The organism is Schaalia odontolytica (genome assembly GCF_024584435.1).
Classification (GTDB): domain Bacteria; phylum Actinomycetota; class Actinomycetes; order Actinomycetales; family Actinomycetaceae; genus Pauljensenia.
Window position 1 is genome coordinate 917,595 of the sequence record NZ_CP102197.1, and the last position, 16,697, is coordinate 934,291.

The 16,697-nt window shown below is 67.1% G+C and carries 13 protein-coding genes; 8 read left to right on the forward strand and 5 right to left on the reverse strand.

All coding sequences use genetic code 11. The features are described from left to right. Nucleotides 1-239: 239 nt before the first annotated feature. The 7 genes from NQK35_RS04090 to NQK35_RS04120 all read left to right on the forward strand — a co-directional run bounded on the left by NQK35_RS04090 (nt 240) and on the right by NQK35_RS04120 (nt 8,627). A complete protein-coding gene (locus NQK35_RS04090; protein WP_257114621.1) occupies nt 240-1,250 on the forward strand; it encodes a permease in 1,011 nt (336 codons plus the stop codon). Beyond that, on the forward strand, nt 1,247-2,077 hold the full coding sequence (locus NQK35_RS04095) for a TIGR03943 family putative permease subunit (RefSeq protein WP_257114622.1): 831 nt from the start codon (nt 1,247-1,249) through the stop codon (nt 2,075-2,077). The genes NQK35_RS04090 and NQK35_RS04095 overlap by 4 nt, the downstream gene beginning before the upstream one ends. A 133-nt stretch (nt 2,078-2,210) precedes the next feature. Further along, nucleotides 2,211-3,656, forward strand: coding sequence for a sugar porter family MFS transporter (locus NQK35_RS04100; protein ID WP_257114623.1), 1,446 nt, complete (start codon nt 2,211-2,213; stop codon nt 3,654-3,656). Nucleotides 3,657-3,700: 44 nt separating this feature from the next. Continuing rightward, entirely contained in the window at nt 3,701-5,221 is a 1,521-nt protein-coding gene (locus NQK35_RS04105; RefSeq protein ID WP_257114624.1) for a sulfatase-like hydrolase/transferase, read from the forward strand. A gap of 138 nt (nt 5,222-5,359) precedes the next feature. Further along, entirely contained in the window at nt 5,360-6,577 is a 1,218-nt protein-coding gene (locus NQK35_RS04110) for an ROK family transcriptional regulator (protein WP_257114625.1), read from the forward strand. Next, a complete protein-coding gene (locus NQK35_RS04115) occupies nt 6,574-7,842 on the forward strand; it encodes an anaerobic sulfatase maturase (RefSeq protein WP_048740480.1) in 1,269 nt (422 codons plus the stop codon). The genes NQK35_RS04110 and NQK35_RS04115 overlap by 4 nt, the downstream gene beginning before the upstream one ends. Further along, nucleotides 7,839-8,627, forward strand: coding sequence for a sulfite exporter TauE/SafE family protein (locus NQK35_RS04120; RefSeq protein ID WP_257114626.1), 789 nt, complete (start codon nt 7,839-7,841; stop codon nt 8,625-8,627). The genes NQK35_RS04115 and NQK35_RS04120 overlap by 4 nt, the downstream gene beginning before the upstream one ends. A gap of 40 nt (nt 8,628-8,667) precedes the next feature. Here the strand turns inward: NQK35_RS04120 and NQK35_RS04125 are convergent, their stop codons facing one another. The 5 genes from NQK35_RS04125 to glpA form a co-directional block, all read right to left on the reverse strand. After that, a complete protein-coding gene (locus tag NQK35_RS04125; protein WP_257114627.1) occupies nt 8,668-9,282 on the reverse strand; it encodes a hypothetical protein in 615 nt (204 codons plus the stop codon). Between the two features lie 168 nt (nt 9,283-9,450). Beyond that, complete coding sequence (locus NQK35_RS04130; RefSeq protein WP_257114628.1) at nt 9,451-10,206, reverse strand: SDR family oxidoreductase; 756 nt, start codon at nt 10,204-10,206, stop codon at nt 9,451-9,453. Between the two features lie 59 nt (nt 10,207-10,265). Then, entirely contained in the window at nt 10,266-11,549 is a 1,284-nt protein-coding gene (locus NQK35_RS04135; protein WP_009211722.1) for an anaerobic glycerol-3-phosphate dehydrogenase subunit C, read from the reverse strand. Continuing rightward, nucleotides 11,546-12,796: a glycerol-3-phosphate dehydrogenase subunit GlpB gene (glpB, locus tag NQK35_RS04140; RefSeq protein WP_257114629.1), complete on the reverse strand. Its 1,251-nt coding sequence runs from the start codon at nt 12,794-12,796 to the stop codon at nt 11,546-11,548. Before glpB ends, NQK35_RS04135 begins: the two co-directional genes overlap by 4 nt. Beyond that, nucleotides 12,793-14,379 (reverse strand): anaerobic glycerol-3-phosphate dehydrogenase subunit GlpA, encoded by a 1,587-nt coding sequence (glpA, locus tag NQK35_RS04145; RefSeq protein ID WP_257114630.1) that lies wholly within the window; start codon nt 14,377-14,379, stop codon nt 12,793-12,795. The genes glpB and glpA overlap by 4 nt, the downstream gene beginning before the upstream one ends. A gap of 270 nt (nt 14,380-14,649) precedes the next feature. On the opposite strand from glpA, the gene NQK35_RS04150 reads away from it, so the two are divergent. Further along, nucleotides 14,650-16,683, forward strand: a complete 2,034-nt coding sequence (locus NQK35_RS04150; RefSeq protein ID WP_257114631.1) for a M13 family metallopeptidase — start codon at nt 14,650-14,652, stop codon at nt 16,681-16,683. Nucleotides 16,684-16,697: the final 14 nt, after the last annotated feature.

Here is a 16,697-nt window from a genome sequence, read left to right on the forward strand (position 1 = left end):
GCTGTGTCGGGCCCGCCCGTCCGGTTCTACTGAAGGGGGGCGAGGCCGTGGTCGGCCGCCGCTCTCCTCGTTCTTCCGGATGCTCCCCGGTGATACCCCTGACGCGGGCCGGATCGTGGCGATAGCCCAGTGTAGCGAAGGGAGGGAGGGCGCGCCCGCCGCGGGAGGGTTCTTGTGCCCACACTCTCTTCTCGGCGTGTGAGGGGAGCTGGCGTGGCACTCTGGCCTACAGTGGCTGGGTGACTCGAACAGACTCCGCGCGGCCGGTGCGCCCCTGGGGCGCCCTGGTGGGCACGTGCGCGCTCGTCGCCCTGGTTGCCGTGTGGGCGTTTCAGGAGGCGTTCTCCGACGTCGGCGTGCCGCTGGGGCGGGCTTCGACCATCGCAGTTGGAATGACTCTTCAGGCCGTCCCCTTCCTTCTCCTGGGTGTCCTGGTTGCCGAGCTCATCGAGGTGTACGCCTCCCCCGCCCTGATCGCGCGGGTGTTCCCCACGCGTTCCGTGGCAGCTATCGGCACCGCCCTCCTGTTCGCCTTCGCCCTTCCCGTGTGCGATTGCTCGGCGGTTCCGATCTTCCGCTCGCTCCTGCGCAAGGGCGTTCCGCTCTCCGCTGCGACCACGCTCATGCTCGCCTCTCCCGCCATCAACCCCCTGGTGGTCGCCTCCACCTGGTACGCATTTGGCTCGTGGGCGCTGGTCGGCGCACGCATCGCCCTCAGCGTCCTCGTCGCTCTCATCGTCGGCGCCTCGATGCTGGTTGCTCCCCCGCGCGCCCTGCGTGACCCCGACGGTCAGGGTCACGGCGAGCAGTGCGGCTGCTCACAGGAGTGCGCTCTGCCCGACCGGTCCGCATCCGGCGTGCTGGCGGCCACGGGCCGCTCCTTTGGCCGGATCCTTCCCTACCTCATGGGCGGGGTGGCTGCCTCGACGCTGGCCCAGGTGGCGTGGCCGGTGTCCTCGCTGCTGTCGGGTCTGCCGGCTCCGGCCGCGCTGGCCGTCATGATGGCGGCTGGTTTCGCTCTCTCCCTGTGCTCCTCCTCCGACGCGGTAATCGCGCGTTCGTTGGCCTCGCTCGCTCCCTCGGGAGCGTTGATGGGTTTCATGGTGTTCGGTCCGATGATGGACGTGAAGAACGTTGCGCTGTTGTCCTCGCAGTTCCGCTCGTCGTTCGTCGCTCGTTTGTTGGTGACGGTGACGGCTGTCGCCGCGTGCGTGGTGGGCGTCTCGTGGTGGGCGGGGGTGCTGCCGTGAGGCTGTTGGCTCGCATCGCTCCCGCCGCCGAGGCGCTTGCGCTGGCATGCTTGGGGGCCGTCCTCGCGTGGTTGTCCCTCTCTGGTAGGTACGCGTTCTTCGTTCCCCCGTCGGCGCGCCTGGGGATTCTCGCCTCGGGGGTGGGGTTGCTCGCGTGCGCGCTTGCCTCGTCCTCGCGGGTGGGATCGGGCGGCGAGCCAAGCGGGACCTCCTCGCACCGTGCCCTGACGCGTGCGCTCGTGACCCTGCTGGCGAGCGTGCTTCTCGTTCTTCCCTTCCGGGTGTCCCCCTCCGAGCTGGCGTCCTCAGCTCTCACGTCTCGCGGCGCCAGCGAGGAGCAGGGAGCCGGGGATGGCGAGGACCCCTCGGGAGGCATGCCGTCACGTTCCGACGAGGCCCCCGCTTCCGGCGCCGACCAGAGCACGGGAGCGGACGCCTCGAGCGATGAGACGCTGACGCTGACGACGGAGAACTTTTCCGCGCAGGTTGAGGAGCTGTCCTCTCGCGGCCGCGCACACGATGGCCAGAGGATCGATCTTGTCGGCTTCGTCATGAGCGAGGAGTCGGCCCGCGGCCAGGCGTCGATCCCGCGCATCACGACTCAGGAGAGCTTCGCGGTGGCACGCATGGCGATCTGGTGTTGCGCGGCCGACGCCTACGCGGTTGGTTTTGCTGTGCGCTGGGAGGGAGCCGCTCCCGCAGCGGACAGCTGGGTACACGTGACGGGAACGCTGCGGGTGCGAGGCTCCAAGGCCCTCGTCATCGAGGCGGATTCGGTAGAGGAGACGAACGCGCCGAATCCCGAGTTCGTCGTTCAGGCGAGATGACACCCAAGAAAATGTGACCCAGATCATTGTTATGGATTATGACCGTGGCTTTGGACACAAAATCGTGAGCGTACGGTGAATGGAGCGCACACGGCAGGCGCGGGCGCACCACCTCCCCTTCAAGGACGAAGACATGTCATCGACACTCTCACCATCGCCTCGCGACAGGCAAGCGAGACGCTACGCAACGGGTCTCGCACTCATCGCAACACTCGGCCCCTTCTTCTATGGCTTCGAGGGCATGGTCCTCAACGCCGCCATCAAAGCGGTGGGCTCCACCTTCGAGCTCGGGCCCATCCTGCAGGGCGTCGCCGGTGCGGCCGGCGTGATCGGCGGCCTCATCGGGGCCCTTGGAGCGGGACGAATCTCCGACAGGATCGGACGCAAGACCACGCTCATGTGGGTCGGTCCCTTTCTCCTCGTTGAGGCGCTCCTCGGCCCCCTCTCTCCCCTCCTCGGTTCCCTCGGATACCCCTTCTTGCTCCTGACGCGCATCATCGGTGGCATCGGCTTCGGCGCGGCAACGACGGTCGCTCCCGGCTACGTCGCCGAGATCGCTCCCGCCGAGATCCGAGGCCGCCTCATCGGATTCCGCCAGCTCGCGATCATCCTCGGCCTGTTCCTTGCGGGCCTCATCAACACGGGAGTCGTTGCTCTCACGGGCGGCGCGGCCAAGCCCGCGTTCGGCGGCCTCATGACCTGGCAGGTGCTCTTCGCGTGCCTCATCATCCCCGCCCTGCTCTTCGTCATCTTCACGGCAAGGATCCCAGAGTCTCCCCGCTACCTGGTTTCCGCGGGGCGACGCCAGGAGGCCGAAGCCGTGCTGGCCAAGCTGTGCGGAGAGGAGGATCCGGCGGTGCGCGTCGAGGCCATCGCGCAGTCCCTGGCCGTCACGGGTGGAGCGAAGCTCTCTATCGGGCAGATCCTCTCCTCGCAGTGGCGGGGCCTCGTGTTCATCGGCATGGCAATCGCCGCGTTCCAGCAGCTCACCGGCATCAACGGGGTATTCTTCTACTCGAATTCCCTCTTCGCCGCCGTTGGCTTCACCGAGTCGATGGCGCTGGCCCAGACGTTGCTCATCACCGCCTTTAAGATCGTCGGCGTCCTTTCCGGCATCATGCTAGTGGACCGCGTGGGCCGCAAGCGCATGCTCATCTACGGCGGGACCCTCATTTTCGTCTCGCTCGGCGTCGTGGCCACGGTCTTTACGATCGCGCCCACGGTCGACGGAAAGCCCGATGTCGCCGACTCCCCCGTCCTGGCGTTCCTTGCGGTCGCCGCGCTGTGCACGTTCCTCCTGGGCTTCACCTCCTCCTGGGGCCCCATTTTCTCCATCGTCATGGGCGAGATGTTCCCCACCTCGATCCGCGGCGGCGCGATGTCGCTGGCCTCGGGCGCTGACTTCCTCGTCAACTTTCTCGTCGTCTTGCTGTTCCCTTTCCTCATCGCGTGGTCGCCGGCTGGAACCTACTGGATCTACTGCGCCTTCGGCATCCTCGCGGTCGCTTTCACGGCGAAGTTCCTGACCGAGACCAGCGGCACCGAGCTCGAGGACATGGACAAGGTTGTCTCCCGGTAGGCCCCACTGATCCCCCTGATTTCACCGATAGAAAAGGCATTCCAATGACCGATAAGACACGGGACATTCCCGACAACGTCCGAAACGTCCTGGTCATCATGACCGATCAGCACCGCACCGACACGATCGGCTGCCTGGGAAATCCGCACGCGCGCACTCCCGTCATCGACGCGATGGGCGAGTCGGGCTTTGCTTTCACCCGCTGCTTCACCCCAACCGCCATCTGCACCCCCGCGCGCGCCTCGCTGCTCACGGGCAAGCGCCCCGGCAAGCACCAGGTGCTCGCCAACCCGGAGTGGAACATCGCCTACCAGGTGTCGATTCCCGAGGGCACGTGGACCTACACCCAGGAGCTGCGCGACGCCGGATACAACGTCGGCATCGTTGGCAAGTATCACTGCGGATACAACCTGCCCGATAAGTTCGGCGCCGACGACGACACCTACTGGGGCGCCGAAAACCCCGTGGCCAACGACAAGTACGTGGCGTGGCTGGAAGCCAACGGCCTCCCTCCCGTGCGCGCCCACGACCTGTGGCGCGGCACGCTTCCCGGAGGACGGCCCGGGCACATCATCGCGGCGCGCCTTGAGCAACCCGAGGAGGCCACCTTCGAGCGCTTCCTGGCCGACCGCGCGATCGACAAGCTACGCGAGTACGCGGCTGATTGGAAGGACTCGGGTCAGCCCTTCTGCCTGGACGTCCATTTCTTCGGCCCGCATCTGCCCTACTTCCTGCCCGACGAGTGGTTCGACCTCATCGATCCAGGCGACGTGGAGCTGCCGGAGAACTTCGGGGATTCCCTTATCGGCAAGCCCCCGATCCAGAGCAACTACGCGACGTACTGGTCGACGTCTTCCTTCTCGAACGAGCAGTGGAAGAAGCTCATCGCGGTCTACTGGGGCTACACCGCCATGATCGACTACGAGATCGGGCGCATCATGGACGCGGCGCGCGAGCTCGGCGTCCTGGACGACACCGCCGTCTTCTTCTGCGCCGATCACGGGGAGTTCACCGGCTCGCACCGCCTCAACGACAAGGGACCGATGATGTACGACGACATCTACAACGTCCCCTTCATCGCTCACATCCCGGGGGTTTCACGGGTCGGGCGCTCGGATGCGTTCGTGTCCCTCATCGATCTGCCTGCCACGGTCCTGGACATCGCCGGCCTGGACACCTCCCTCGTCGAGGACGGTCGCTCGATCGTGGATCTGACGCGCGGAGAGGAGGTGGAAGGCTGGCGCGAGGACATCGTGTGCGAGTTCCACGGTCACCATTTCCCTCTCCAGCAGCGCATGCTGCGCACGAGAGACTTCAAGCTTGTGATCAACCCGGAGTCGATCAACGAGCTCTACGACCTGCGTCTGGATCCGTCCGAGATGAACAACGTGTACACCGTGCCGGTCTACGACGAGATTCGCCGGGACCTGGCAACGAACCTGTACCTGCAACTGCGCCAGCGCGGGGACCACTCCTTCGCGAAGTGGATGGCGGCGATGACGGACTTCGACATCCCACTGGTCAATACCGCGCGCTCCGACCTCGACGAGGTCACGAGCGAGTGACGCGGCGCCTCGGCGGCGTCCCGCCGCCGAGGCGATACGCGCAGCACACTTCAAGCAGTGACGCGTATCATAGAAGCAATCGACGAGGCCGGATTGCTCCGAGCAGGCATCAACACAGCGTATGTGGGAAGGAGAGAGATGCACTACCTTACGCGCAGCCCCCTTCCCACCCTGGAGGATCGCATCGTCGATCACCTGGCCAAGGCACCGGCGACGCGCTCCCAGCTGTGCGAGGCGCTCGACACGTCCCGCACGAACCTGGGACGCGCACTCGCCACGTTGCTCCGTGACGGATCGGTCTCGTCGGCGCGCACCAGCGCCACCGGACGCGGCCGACCCACCCAGCTCCTCATCCTCAATGCGACGGCGGTTCACAGCGTCGGGCTGAACGTCACGCGCACGTCCTGCGCCGGCGTCATGCTCTCGCGCAGCGGGGCTGTCCTGGCATCCGTTCACCTCGTGTCTCCCGCTTCTTCATCCCTGCTGGGATGCGTCGAGCAGACCTGCGAGGCGCTGGCCGCGAGCGCCGCCCGTCAGGGGGTGGACACCTCGGCGGTGCGCGCGGTTGGGGTCGGCGTCCCCATTCCGATGGGGCGTCACGCCACGGCCTCGCCCGACGCCTACCCGACGGTCGCCGAACTCACTCGCGTGACGCGCCGCTGGTGGGACCCGGTTCCGGTGGTTGACAACACCGTGCGCATGGCGGCCCTCGCGGAGGCCATGTGGGGAGCCGGAACACAGATGTCCTCATTCATCTACCTGCGCCTGTCGGGAGGCGTGGGCGGCTGCGTCGTCTCTGATTTTAGGCTCGTTGGCGGCGCCGGCGGCCTGGCCGGGGAGCTGGGCCACATGACGGTGAATGCGAGTAGTTCCCCCTGCGTGTGCGGCAAACGCGGGTGCCTCGAAACCGTGGCGTCGCTGCCCGCTTTGTGCGAGCACGCCGGCGTGAGTGACATCGCGCAGCTGCGCTCGCGCGTCCTGGCGAAGGATGCGCGTGCGTGCGAGGGCCTTGACCGTGCAGTTGCGGCCATCGGATACGTACTCGGTTGCGCGGCGCTCCTCATCAATCCGGGTGCCATCATCTTGGCCGGGGAGATTGTGGATGCGTTCCCCTCCGTACTGGCAGCCGTGAGTGCTCGCATGCATAAGGAGCTGCTGCCTGTCATGCAGTGGGATATCGACGTGGTCGGCGCTTCCCTCGGCCCGCTGGGTGCCGCCCGGGCCAGCGCTTCCATCGCGTCTCATTCCGCCACGGCGGATGAGCCCACATCTGCCGCGCCCGCGGACGGCTTGAGCGCACAGTGCCGGTCGGCCTCGTCCGCGCCTGCCCACAGTCGTGCCAAGGCAGCGCCGTGAGCCGATCGATCCCCTTCTCCGTGGTGACCAAACCGACGGGTGCCGCCTGCAACCTGGATTGCCAGTACTGCTTCTTCCTGTCCAAGGAGCTGCTCTATGATGCTGCCGCGCAGACCATGTCGGAGCAGACCCTGGAGCGTTACGTGCGTGCGTTCTTAGACTCAAGCCCCGACGGCGAAGTCACGATGCTCTGGCAGGGCGGCGAACCGACCCTTCGGGGGCTCGCCTTCTTTGAGCGGATGGTACAGCTGTGTGAACTCCACCGTCGGCCCACCCAGCGCGTGCGCCACGCCTTGCAGACGAACGGCACTCTGATCACGCGCGAATGGGCGCGTTTCTTCGCCGACCACGACGTGCTCGTGGGGGTTTCCATTGACGGCCCAGCTGAGCTGCACGACGCGTATCGTCTCAATCGCGGCGGGCGCGGAACGCACGCGATGGTCGTGCGCGGCTGGGAGCTGCTCGCGCAAGCGGGCGTGGAGACAAACATCCTGTGCACGGTCAACGCTGCCAACGAAGACCACGGCGAGGAGGTCTACCGGTATTTCCGTGACGAGCTGGGGGCACGCTACCTGCAGTTCATCCCCATTGTCGAGCGTGTACGCGCCGCCGACCTCGCCCAGGCGGAGCGCGGCTGGCGCTCGGGCACCTCCGCGCTCCTGTATCGCCAGGACGGGGACTGCGTGACCAGCCGTTCGACCTCGCCGCGCTCCTACGGTCGTTTCCTGTGCGACGTGTTCGATCAATGGCTGGCATCGGACGTGGGGCAGGTGTTCATCCAGGACGTGGACTCGACGCTCTCGGCCATGTTCGGTTCTGCCTCGGTGTGCGTGCACGCCCCCCGGTGCGGGGCGAACATGGCAATGGAGTTCAACGGCGACGTCTATGCCTGCGACCACTGGGTGGAACCCGAATGGCTCGTCGGCTCGATCGAGTCCTCCTCGTTCGCCCGCCTCGCCGCCTCCGAGAAGATGCGTGAGTTCGCGCGCCTCAAGCCTGACCTGGATGAGGAGTGCCGCGCGTGCCCCCACCTGCGGCTGTGTTGGGGCGGCTGCCCGAAGGATCGCTTCGTGGCGCGCCGAGACGGTAGGACACACAACTACCTGTGCGAGGGCTACCGCGCTTTCTACGAGCATTCCACCCCCGCGCTGCGCGCCATCGGGATGCTCATCTCGGCGGGCAGGCCCGCCTCGGACATCATGAATCCGACGGTCGCTTCGTCGCTTCGACTCACGCACTCCATGTCCGCAGGGAAGCAGCAATGATCATTGAGGCGCTCCTCATCGGCGCATTCGTCGGCATCGTCGTCGGTTCGCTCGGAGCGGGAGGCGGCATCCTGTCGGTGCCGATTCTCGTCTACCTCCTCGGGCAGGACCCCCACCAGGCGACGGGCCTGTCGCTGATCATCGTGGGGCTCACGGCCGCCGTGTCGTTGGCGATGCGCGCTCGCGGCACCGACGTTGCGTGGCGCGAGGGCAGCCTTTTTGCCCTGGCGGGCCTGGCGGGGACATGGGCGGGATCCACCCTGGGTCCTCTCGTGTCCGCGTCCGCCCTCATGCTCTCGTTTTGCGCGCTCCTGGGTGTGGTCGCTCTCTTCATGGTGCGCTCGCACCTCTCCCCGGTGTCGTCGTTGCCAAAGGCTCCCGTCAGCCAGGCCGCCCCCTCGGGGGTCTCCGCGCTCGTGCGGGTCGTCGTCCTGGCGACAGCGACGGGCTTCCTGACCGGGTTCTTCGGAGTCGGCGGCGGTTTCGCGATCGTTCCCGCGTTGCACCTGGCGCTGCGCTATCCGATGAAGCGTGCCTCCGCCACTTCCCTGCTGGTCATGGTCATCACGGCCGCTTTCGGTGTGGTCTCGCGCTCGCTCGCCGGCTCCTTCACGATCACCGCCGAGGCAGGGGTCATGGTCGCGCTGTTCACCGCGGCGTCCATGGCTGGGGGCATCGTCGGCGCGAGGGTGACGACGCGGGTACCCAACAGGGTTCTCGGCCTCGTGTTCGCGGCCCTCTTGGTCGGCGTGGCCCTCTCCACGCTGGTGGCCACGCTCTCGTGAGCGGGCGTGCGAGACGCCGTGTCTCGCGCGCCCGCTCGCCCTAGTTGCTCGCGTTGCCGTGCGCCGAGGGGTCCTCGTCGCCCTGGGTACTGTGGCCGTCGCGGGGGCCCGAAGCGCCACCCGAACGATCGCGACCGGGAGGGCCGGGGCGGGTGTCCTGGTTGTCGCCTTGGGCCGGGTCCTCGCCCGAGGAGCCCGGGCCTCGTTCGTCCTGGCCCGGACCGCCGTTCTCATCGGACTCCCATTCCTCGTCTTCCTCGTCACCGCGGTCGAAGTACCCGTCCTGGTACCCCTGGTCGTAGTAGTCCTGGCCGTCTCCGACGATGGACGCGTGGGTGATCATGCCTGCCCCGAAGCCCACGGACAGGAGAGCCACGGCAACCACCGCTACCAGGACTCGTTTGATCCAGGGAGCTCTCCCCTCCTGCGCCTGGCCGTCGCCCCGCGCCTCCGGCTCGCGCCCCCGGGCGCTCTCTTCGGTGGGCGCACGGTACGCCGGAACCGGATCGGCGTGCGCGGCGGGCATCTGCGTCGTCTCGTTGAGGGGCGTGCTCGCCGGCAGTTCCTCGGTGCGATCCGCTCTCAGATCATCCGCCTGGGGCAGGATCGAGGTGCGCTCGGACTCGCCGGCCTGATTCTTGCGCTCGTCCGTCACGGGCAAGCTCCTTTCTGCTGATACGTGGTTGTCTCAACGCTGACGATAGGACCGCGCGGTATGGGAGCGTTGTGTCCCTCCTGTGCTCTTCCCGTGAAAGCGGCGAGGCGCGCCTCGCGCGGGTCCTTCCTCGGCGGTGGGGGCACCTCAGCGACGAGGACGGTCTTCCTACGCTCGGGGCGAGGTTCTGGCCACGACGGTGTTCGTCGCCTGCGCGAGCGGACGCACGATCATTGAGTCGATGTTGACGTGGCGGGGCCGCTCCAGCGTCCACACGATTGCTTCCGCGATGTCCTCGGCAACGAGCGGCTCCGCGCCCCCCTCGTAGACCCGGTCGGCTGCTTCCCGAGAGCCGAGTCGGTTGAGGGAGAACTCCTCGGTGCGCACCATTCCGGGGGCGATCTCGATGACGCGCACGGGTTCACCCACGAGCTCGCGCCGCAGCGTGTTGGCGATGACGCGCTCGGCGTGCTTGGCGGCGACGTAGCCGCCGCCTCCCGGGTAGGTGTCGTGGGCGGCGGTCGAGGTCAGGAAGACGACGTCCCCTCCCCTGGCGCGCATCGTCGGCAGGAATGCGCGCGTGCACTGCAGCGCGGTGAGCACGTTGCGCTCGAACATCGCGCTCCACGCGGTGGGATCGGCCTCGGCAACCGGGTCAACGCCGATGGCTCCTCCGGCGTTGTTGACCAAGGCGTCCACGTGCCCGCGGTCCAGGACATGGGCGGCCAGCTCCTCCACCTGCGCTTCGTCGGTGAGATCCGCCGCCCAATACTCGCAGCCGATCTCCGTGGCGAGGGCTTCGAGGCGCTCGCGGCGCCGGGCCACAGCCACGACCCTCCAGCCCCGCGTTGCCAAGAGGCGGGCGGTCGCCTGCCCGATTCCGGTGGAGGCTCCTGTGACGACGACGCGGCGAGAGTTGCTCATGGGTTGCAAGTGTATCCCCGGATGCACGTTATCGTGCGCCCGGGGAAGCCAACTCGCCCTCAGCCGTTGGGCAGGCCGTAGGCCTTATGAATGAGCCAGATCGGGTGAACGACGTTCGCGCCCGTTGCGGTGCGCAGCTGCCAGCGGCAGGTCTCCGTGTCGCAGGCCGCCAGCTCGGCGTTGACCTGCTTGATGAAGTCGAAGACGGGAGCACCCACCGCTTGGGCGATCGCGTACTTCTCCTTCTTCATCCCGTAGGTTCCGGCGATCCCGCAGCAGGGCTGCTCAGAGTCCTTGACGGTGACTCCGGGAATGAGGCTCATCAGCTCGATCGCGGGCTTGCCCATGCCCTGGGACTTGAGTTGGCAGGGAGCGTGGTAGGGAATGGTGACGTCAATGCGCTGGAAGTCCGTGTCCAGCTCGCCCTGATCGTACAGGTGGAGCAGAAACTCGCAGATGTCCCACGTGCGTGAGCCCACGTCGCGCAGTTCGACAGTGTCCATTTCCAGGATCTCGTGGGCCTCGTGGCGGAGCATCCCGCCGCAGGACCCCGACGCCGAGATGATGGGTGCATCCCGGTTGACGCTGCGCAGGTCTCTCGTCAGCTTGGAGACGTACTTGCGCGCGTCGTCGTACAGGCCATTGGACTGCAGGGCCAGACCGCAGCAGCCGTGCTTGGGGACGAGGACCTCGTAGCCGAGGTGCTCGAGCACAAGAACCGAGTGGATGGAGGTCTCGACCTCGAAGTACTGGCCGGCGCACCCGTGGAAGAAGATGACCTGACCGCGAGTGCCAGAGGTCGGCAGCGGCGTGTGCTTCTTGAACCAGGATTCGAAGGTTCGTCCGTAGGCGCGCGGCATCGGTGCGGCGCGGTGCACTCCAATGATGGCTTCCATGGCCATGCGGATCGGTTGAACGTCCAGCGCCCAGTTCGCGATTGGCGCCACGGGGGTCATCATGGTTCCGATCAGCGACGTGCGTCCGATGAGACGGTCGCGCATCGGGATGCCGTGGGCTTCCTTCATGGCGGTGCGCCTGTGGTGGATGAGTTCCGTGACCTTCACTCCCTGCGGGCACACGAGCGTGCAGGTGCCGCACGAGGAGCAGTAGTCGATGGACTTGTCCACCATCTGTCCGTCCTTGCGGAAGCGTTCGGCCTGCGGGCCGGAGTATTTGGGGCCGCCGAAGAGATCGGTGACGCGCATGACGGGGCACTGCGTCTCGCAGATCGTGCACTTGACGCACGCGTCCAGGCTGGCTCGCAGTGCAGCGTCCCCCGTGAGGGACAAAACGTCACCCTCGTGGACGCTTGTGCCCATCAGCGTTGACATCTCCAGGGTCATGAGAGTTCCTCCACGATCGTCTCGACTGCCGCGAGCGCGCTGGCCAGCGCGATTCCTTCGCCGCTCTTTTCGCGCCAGCGGGTGGCTCCCGCTAGGTTTCCGCCAGCCGCGTACAGGTTGGTGTAGACCGGCGTGGAGTCGGCGCCAAGGACGCGCATCGAGTCGTTGACGGCCAAGCCGGACAGGAAGAGGGGCTGGTCCTCTCCCCAGAAGTCTGCATGCAGGAGCTGGCCCTGGGCGCCCATGACGGGAAGGCCGCAGATGGTCTCGCGCACGGTGCCGTAGGAGTCCACGTCGAGGGCGCCCGATTCGAAGCCTCCCGCCGCCAGGATCAGGGAGCGAGTCGGAACTGTGGTGGGGCGCCCCGCGCTGGCGTACTCGACCGCCTCGACCCGTCCGTGGTTGGTGTGGACCGCGGTGATGGGGGACCCCGCGATGACGCGGGCTTTGCTCGAGGCGAGGCGGCTCAGGCGCGCGTTCAGTCGCATGCCCGGCACGCTCGGGGGTTGAATCGGGATTTCGAAGACGGGGTGGCCGAGCTTGTCGGCCAGGTCACGCCAGGCGCTGGGGTCCTCGAGGCCGAGCACTGCCGGCAGGCCCACGATCTCGGCATCGTCCAGGAGGGGGCGGATCTGGTCCGCCAGGCGAGCCCGGTTCTCCTCGTGGTCGAGGCTTCGGGCGTGGGTGGTGCCCGTGGAGTCGATCTCCCCGTCGCGGGCAACGTAGTCGACGCTGAGGGCGCGCGCCCGGATGAGCTGAGAGTCCGGACCGGCCTGCCTCGAGATGTTTTCGGCGACGAGGCCGGGGTAGAAGTCCTTGAATCGCGCCAGCCCCACGATGGCGTAGCGCGCGCCCGCTCGGGGGATGCCGGCCTCCATGGAGGGGGGGATGAGGCAGGTCGGGCGCAGCGCTCCGACGCCGGTGGGGATACGCACGTTGCGGTTTTCGTCGCCGACGAGGGCGTCGGGGCCGACGGTGTCGCGCAGCCATGCGACGGCAGAACCCACGCGCTCGGGGCTGAGGTGAGCGTAGGGGTGGGTGGGGCGGGAGGCCACATGCGCGGCAAGTGCATCGAGGGGACGCTCGATCGGGTCGGGACCGTATCCGAGGATGTCGACGGTGCCCGCACCCAGCTGGATGCCCCCCACTCCCTTGGAGATGAGGGTGACGCTCAGGCCTGCGTCGGCGGCTTTGATCGCGGCGGCCAGTCCGGCCATGCCTGCGCCGATCACGACGACGTCTCTCATCGGAGGACCTCCTGCTTCGGGACGGGCAGGTGCTCGACGTCGAGCGTGCCCTCGTGAATCCAGGCATCCAACGCGGCCTGCCTGGCCTGCTTGCCGTACAGGATGGGCCACAGGCCTATCCAGCGGTTCTTGAGGAAGAGGCGAAGGAGCGCGTTGGCGCGCATCGAGTCGATATCTCCGCGCTCATGTGCGATGCCGGCGGCCCGCTGGGAGCAGAAGCCTCCCTGACAGGGGCCCATCCCGAGCCGCATCTGGCGTCGCACGTCGTCCAGTTGCCCCTTGGGCAGGGTGTCCATGACCTTCTCGAGCATGCTTCGGGTGGCCATCTCGCACTCGCAGATGATCTGCTCGTGGGAGGGACCCTCGTTGCGTGATTCCACGTTGTCGAGGCGGTGGCCGATCGTGTAGAGGCGGGCTTCCTTGGCGGGCGGGACGGCCTCGGTGGCCGTCGTGCAGGGGCGCTGCTCCCCCATCTCGGCGCACATGATGTCGACGATGCGTTCGGCCATGAGCCGGTAGGTGGTGAGCTTGCCACCGGCGATCGTGAGCATCCCGTAGATGCCGTCGCGGGTGTTGTGGTCGATGATGCTCATGCCGCGGGCCATGTGACGGGTGTCGGTGTCGGAGACCCGCGAGTCTTTGATGAGGGGGCGCGCGCCCGCCCAGGCGTGCACCGCGCGAGCCTTACGGAATCCGGGCACCATGGCCTCGCCGGAATCGAGCATCTGCTGGACCTGGTCGGCGGGGATGGAGAGCCGATCCGGGTCCTCGGCCTTCAGGTCGGTGGTGCCGATGATGCACACCGTGTGATCTGGCACCAGGATGTCGCCGTCGGCGGGCCAGATGCACCGGTTGAGAACCGAGTGGCTGAGGCGGTGGTTCATGGCGATCATGATGCCCGCTCCGGGGACGACATCGACGCCGTGGCACTGGGCCATCGCGGCAATCTGTCCCGCCCACGGGCCGCCGCAGTTGAGGACAAAGCCGCACTCGATGCGCAGATCTTCGCCCGCCCTCTCGTCGCGTACGATGACCGCGGCAACGCGATCGCCGTCGCGTTCGATGGAGGTCACGCGATGGTAGGTCAGGACGTGAGCGCCGTAGGCTTGCGCGGAGCGGATCGCTCCCCACACCATCTGCCATCCATCGACGGTCCCGTCCTCCACCGCAAACGCCCGCTTGATGCGCGGGTCTAGCCGAGGTTCGCGCTTGAGCGCTTCGGCGACGGAGATCTCGGCGGCGGGAACCTTCGCGGCGGCGGCGCGGGCGAGGAACTGGTCCGCGTAGTCTTCCTCGTCGTAGGCGGTCGTCACGAAGAGGCCTCCCGTGGCCTCGATAGCGTTGGAGTTGATGCGCTTGACGATCTCATTTTCTTCGGCGCATTCGGTGGCCGACTCGGGGTCGGAGGCGATGTAGCGGGCGCCCGAGTGGAGGAGGCCGTGGAAGCGACCCGAGGTCCCCTGGGCGATGTCTGCCCGGTCAACGAGGACTACGGAGAAGCCGCGCATCGCGACGTCGCGGACTACTCCGGCGCCGGTGGATCCGCCACCGATGACGCACACGTCAGTGCGAAGTGTCTTCACCGTTCATTCCCTTCACGTCATCATGAGGTTGAGGCTGTGCACCTGTGCTACATACATCATGCTCCACCACAGGCGCGTTGCACGAATGCACACACAAGGATGCACAGATGTGCAGGACCGCTCGACGCCTGACACACATCCGCACTGACCTCGACAATTGCCGGGCAGCGCGAGGAATAACGACCCATCACCGTCACGTAAATGGCTCGTCCGCGACCGCGCGCAACGGTGCCTCAGCGCCAATCGCCTCCCTCCCCCTACAGTTAAGGCATGACGAACACACTGCTGGCCAGAGTCCTCGAGACCGCGAACATCGACACCACCGTGCGCCCCCAGGACGACTTCTACCGTCACGTCAACGGCACCTGGCTCGCGACCCACACGATCCCGGCGGATCGTCCGATGGACGGGGCCTTCCACGCGCTGCGCGACGCCTCCGAGAAGTACGCCCGCGACATCGCCCAGGACGCCGCCTCCGGCGCCCTGAAGGATCCCGACGCTGCGCGCATCGCGACCCTGTGGACCCAGTTCCTCGGCGAGGAGGCAATCGACGCCGCGGGGGCGGCTCCCCTGCGAGCCGAGCTCGCTGCCATCGACGCGTGCACGTGTCGCGAGGAGCTGGCCCAGACCATGGGGGCCTTGATGCGCGAAGGCGTCGGCGGACTCGTCGGGGCGTACGTCGGCACGAACCCCCACGACTCGTCTCGCTACATGGTCTCCCTCGTTCAGTCCGGCATCGGCCTGCCCGACGAGGCCTACTACCGACAGGAGGACTACGCTCCCATCCGCGAGGCGTACGTCGCTCACACTGCCAGGCTCTTGGCTCTGGCCGGATGCTCCGATGCCGAGGACGCCTCGGCTCGGATCATGGCCCTCGAGACCGCGTTGGCCTCGCACCATCGCGACTCGGTGTCCAACCGCAACCCTCTCCTGTCGGACAATCCGACCCCGTGGGCACAGCTCCCCTCGCTCGCCCCCGGTTTCGATTGGGAGGCCTGGGCACGCGGATCGCACATGCCGTGCGATGGCCTCGTCGTCAACGTCGATCAACCCGACTACCTGAGGGGGGCAGCCAACGTCTGGGCGCACACGGACCTGGACACCCTGAAAGAGTGGCTGCGGGCATCGGTCATCGACGCGCGAGCCTCCCTGCTGTCACGCGACTTTGTCGAGGAGAACTTTGACTTCCACGGCCGCACGCTGTCGGGCACACAGGAGCTGCGTCCGCGCTGGAAGCGCGCCCTGGGCGTCATCGAGGCGTACCTGGGCGAGGCCATGGGTCGAGCGTGGGTCGCTCGCCACTTCCCGCCGGCCGCGAAGGACGCGATGGATGCGCTGGTGCGTCGCCTCCTCGATGCCTACGGGGAGTCCATTCGCAGCCTCGAGTGGATGAGCGAAGAGACGAAGGACAGGGCACTAGCAAAGCTCGCGACCTTCAACCCCAAGATCGGCTATCCCGTCACGTGGCGCGACTACTCGACGCTGCACCTGGACCCCAACGCCTCGCTCGTGGACAACGTGCGCGCTGCCAGCGCGCACACGACCGACCGGGAGTGGGCAAAGCTCGCCGGGCCGGTCGATCGCGACGAGTGGTACATGACTCCGCAGACAGTCAACGCCTACTACAACCCCACTCAGAACGAGATCGTCTTCCCCGCCGCCATCCTCCAACCCCCATTCTTCGATCCGCAGGCAGACGACGCCGTCAACTTCGGGGCGATCGGCGCCGTCATCGGCCACGAGATCGGGCACGGCTTTGACGACCAGGGCTCGCGCTACGACGGCGAGGGAAACCTGTCGAACTGGTGGACCGACGCGGACCGGGAGGCTTTCGAGGAGCGCACCCGCGCACTCATCGAGCAATACGATGCCCTCACGCCGGCCATCCTCCTCCCCGAGTCTTCCGAGGAAACGGAGGCGCAGCGCGATGACTCCACCGGCCCCATCCCCCACGTCAATGGCGCGCTCACGATCGGCGAGAACATCGGCGACCTGGGCGGGCTCACCATTGCGTGGAAGGCGTGGGCGGCGACGCTGGCCGAGCGCGGCCTCACCCCCTCGGACGCGCCCGTCATCGACGGCCTGACCGGGCCTCAACGCTTCTTCTACGCGTGGGCGCGCGCGTGGAGGACCGCCACCCGCCCCCAGTTCGCCCGCCAGATGCTCGCCGTTGATCCCCACTCTCCCGCTGAATTTCGCTGCAACCAGGTGCTGCGCAACCTCGATGCCTTCGCCGAGGCCTTCGACGTGCGAGCCGACGACCAGATGTGGCTCGACCCTTCGCTTCGCGTTACCATCTGGTAAAAGAGTGGGGCAGC

Coding starts and splice junctions, on each gene's coding strand:
- NQK35_RS04100 (WP_257114623.1), top strand. CDS start 2,211: ATGTCATCGACACTCTCACCATCGCCTCGCGACAGGCAAGCGAGACGC.
- NQK35_RS04105 (WP_257114624.1), top strand. CDS start 3,701: ATGACCGATAAGACACGGGACATTCCCGACAACGTCCGAAACGTCCTG.
- NQK35_RS04110 (WP_257114625.1), top strand. CDS start 5,360: ATGCACTACCTTACGCGCAGCCCCCTTCCCACCCTGGAGGATCGCATC.
- NQK35_RS04120 (WP_257114626.1), top strand. CDS start 7,839: ATGATCATTGAGGCGCTCCTCATCGGCGCATTCGTCGGCATCGTCGTC.
- NQK35_RS04130 (WP_257114628.1), bottom strand. CDS start 10,206: ATGAGCAACTCTCGCCGCGTCGTCGTCACAGGAGCCTCCACCGGAATC.
- NQK35_RS04135 (WP_009211722.1), bottom strand. CDS start 11,549: ATGACCCTGGAGATGTCAACGCTGATGGGCACAAGCGTCCACGAGGGT.
- glpB (WP_257114629.1), bottom strand. CDS start 12,796: ATGAGAGACGTCGTCGTGATCGGCGCAGGCATGGCCGGACTGGCCGCC.
- NQK35_RS04150 (WP_257114631.1), top strand. CDS start 14,650: ATGACGAACACACTGCTGGCCAGAGTCCTCGAGACCGCGAACATCGAC.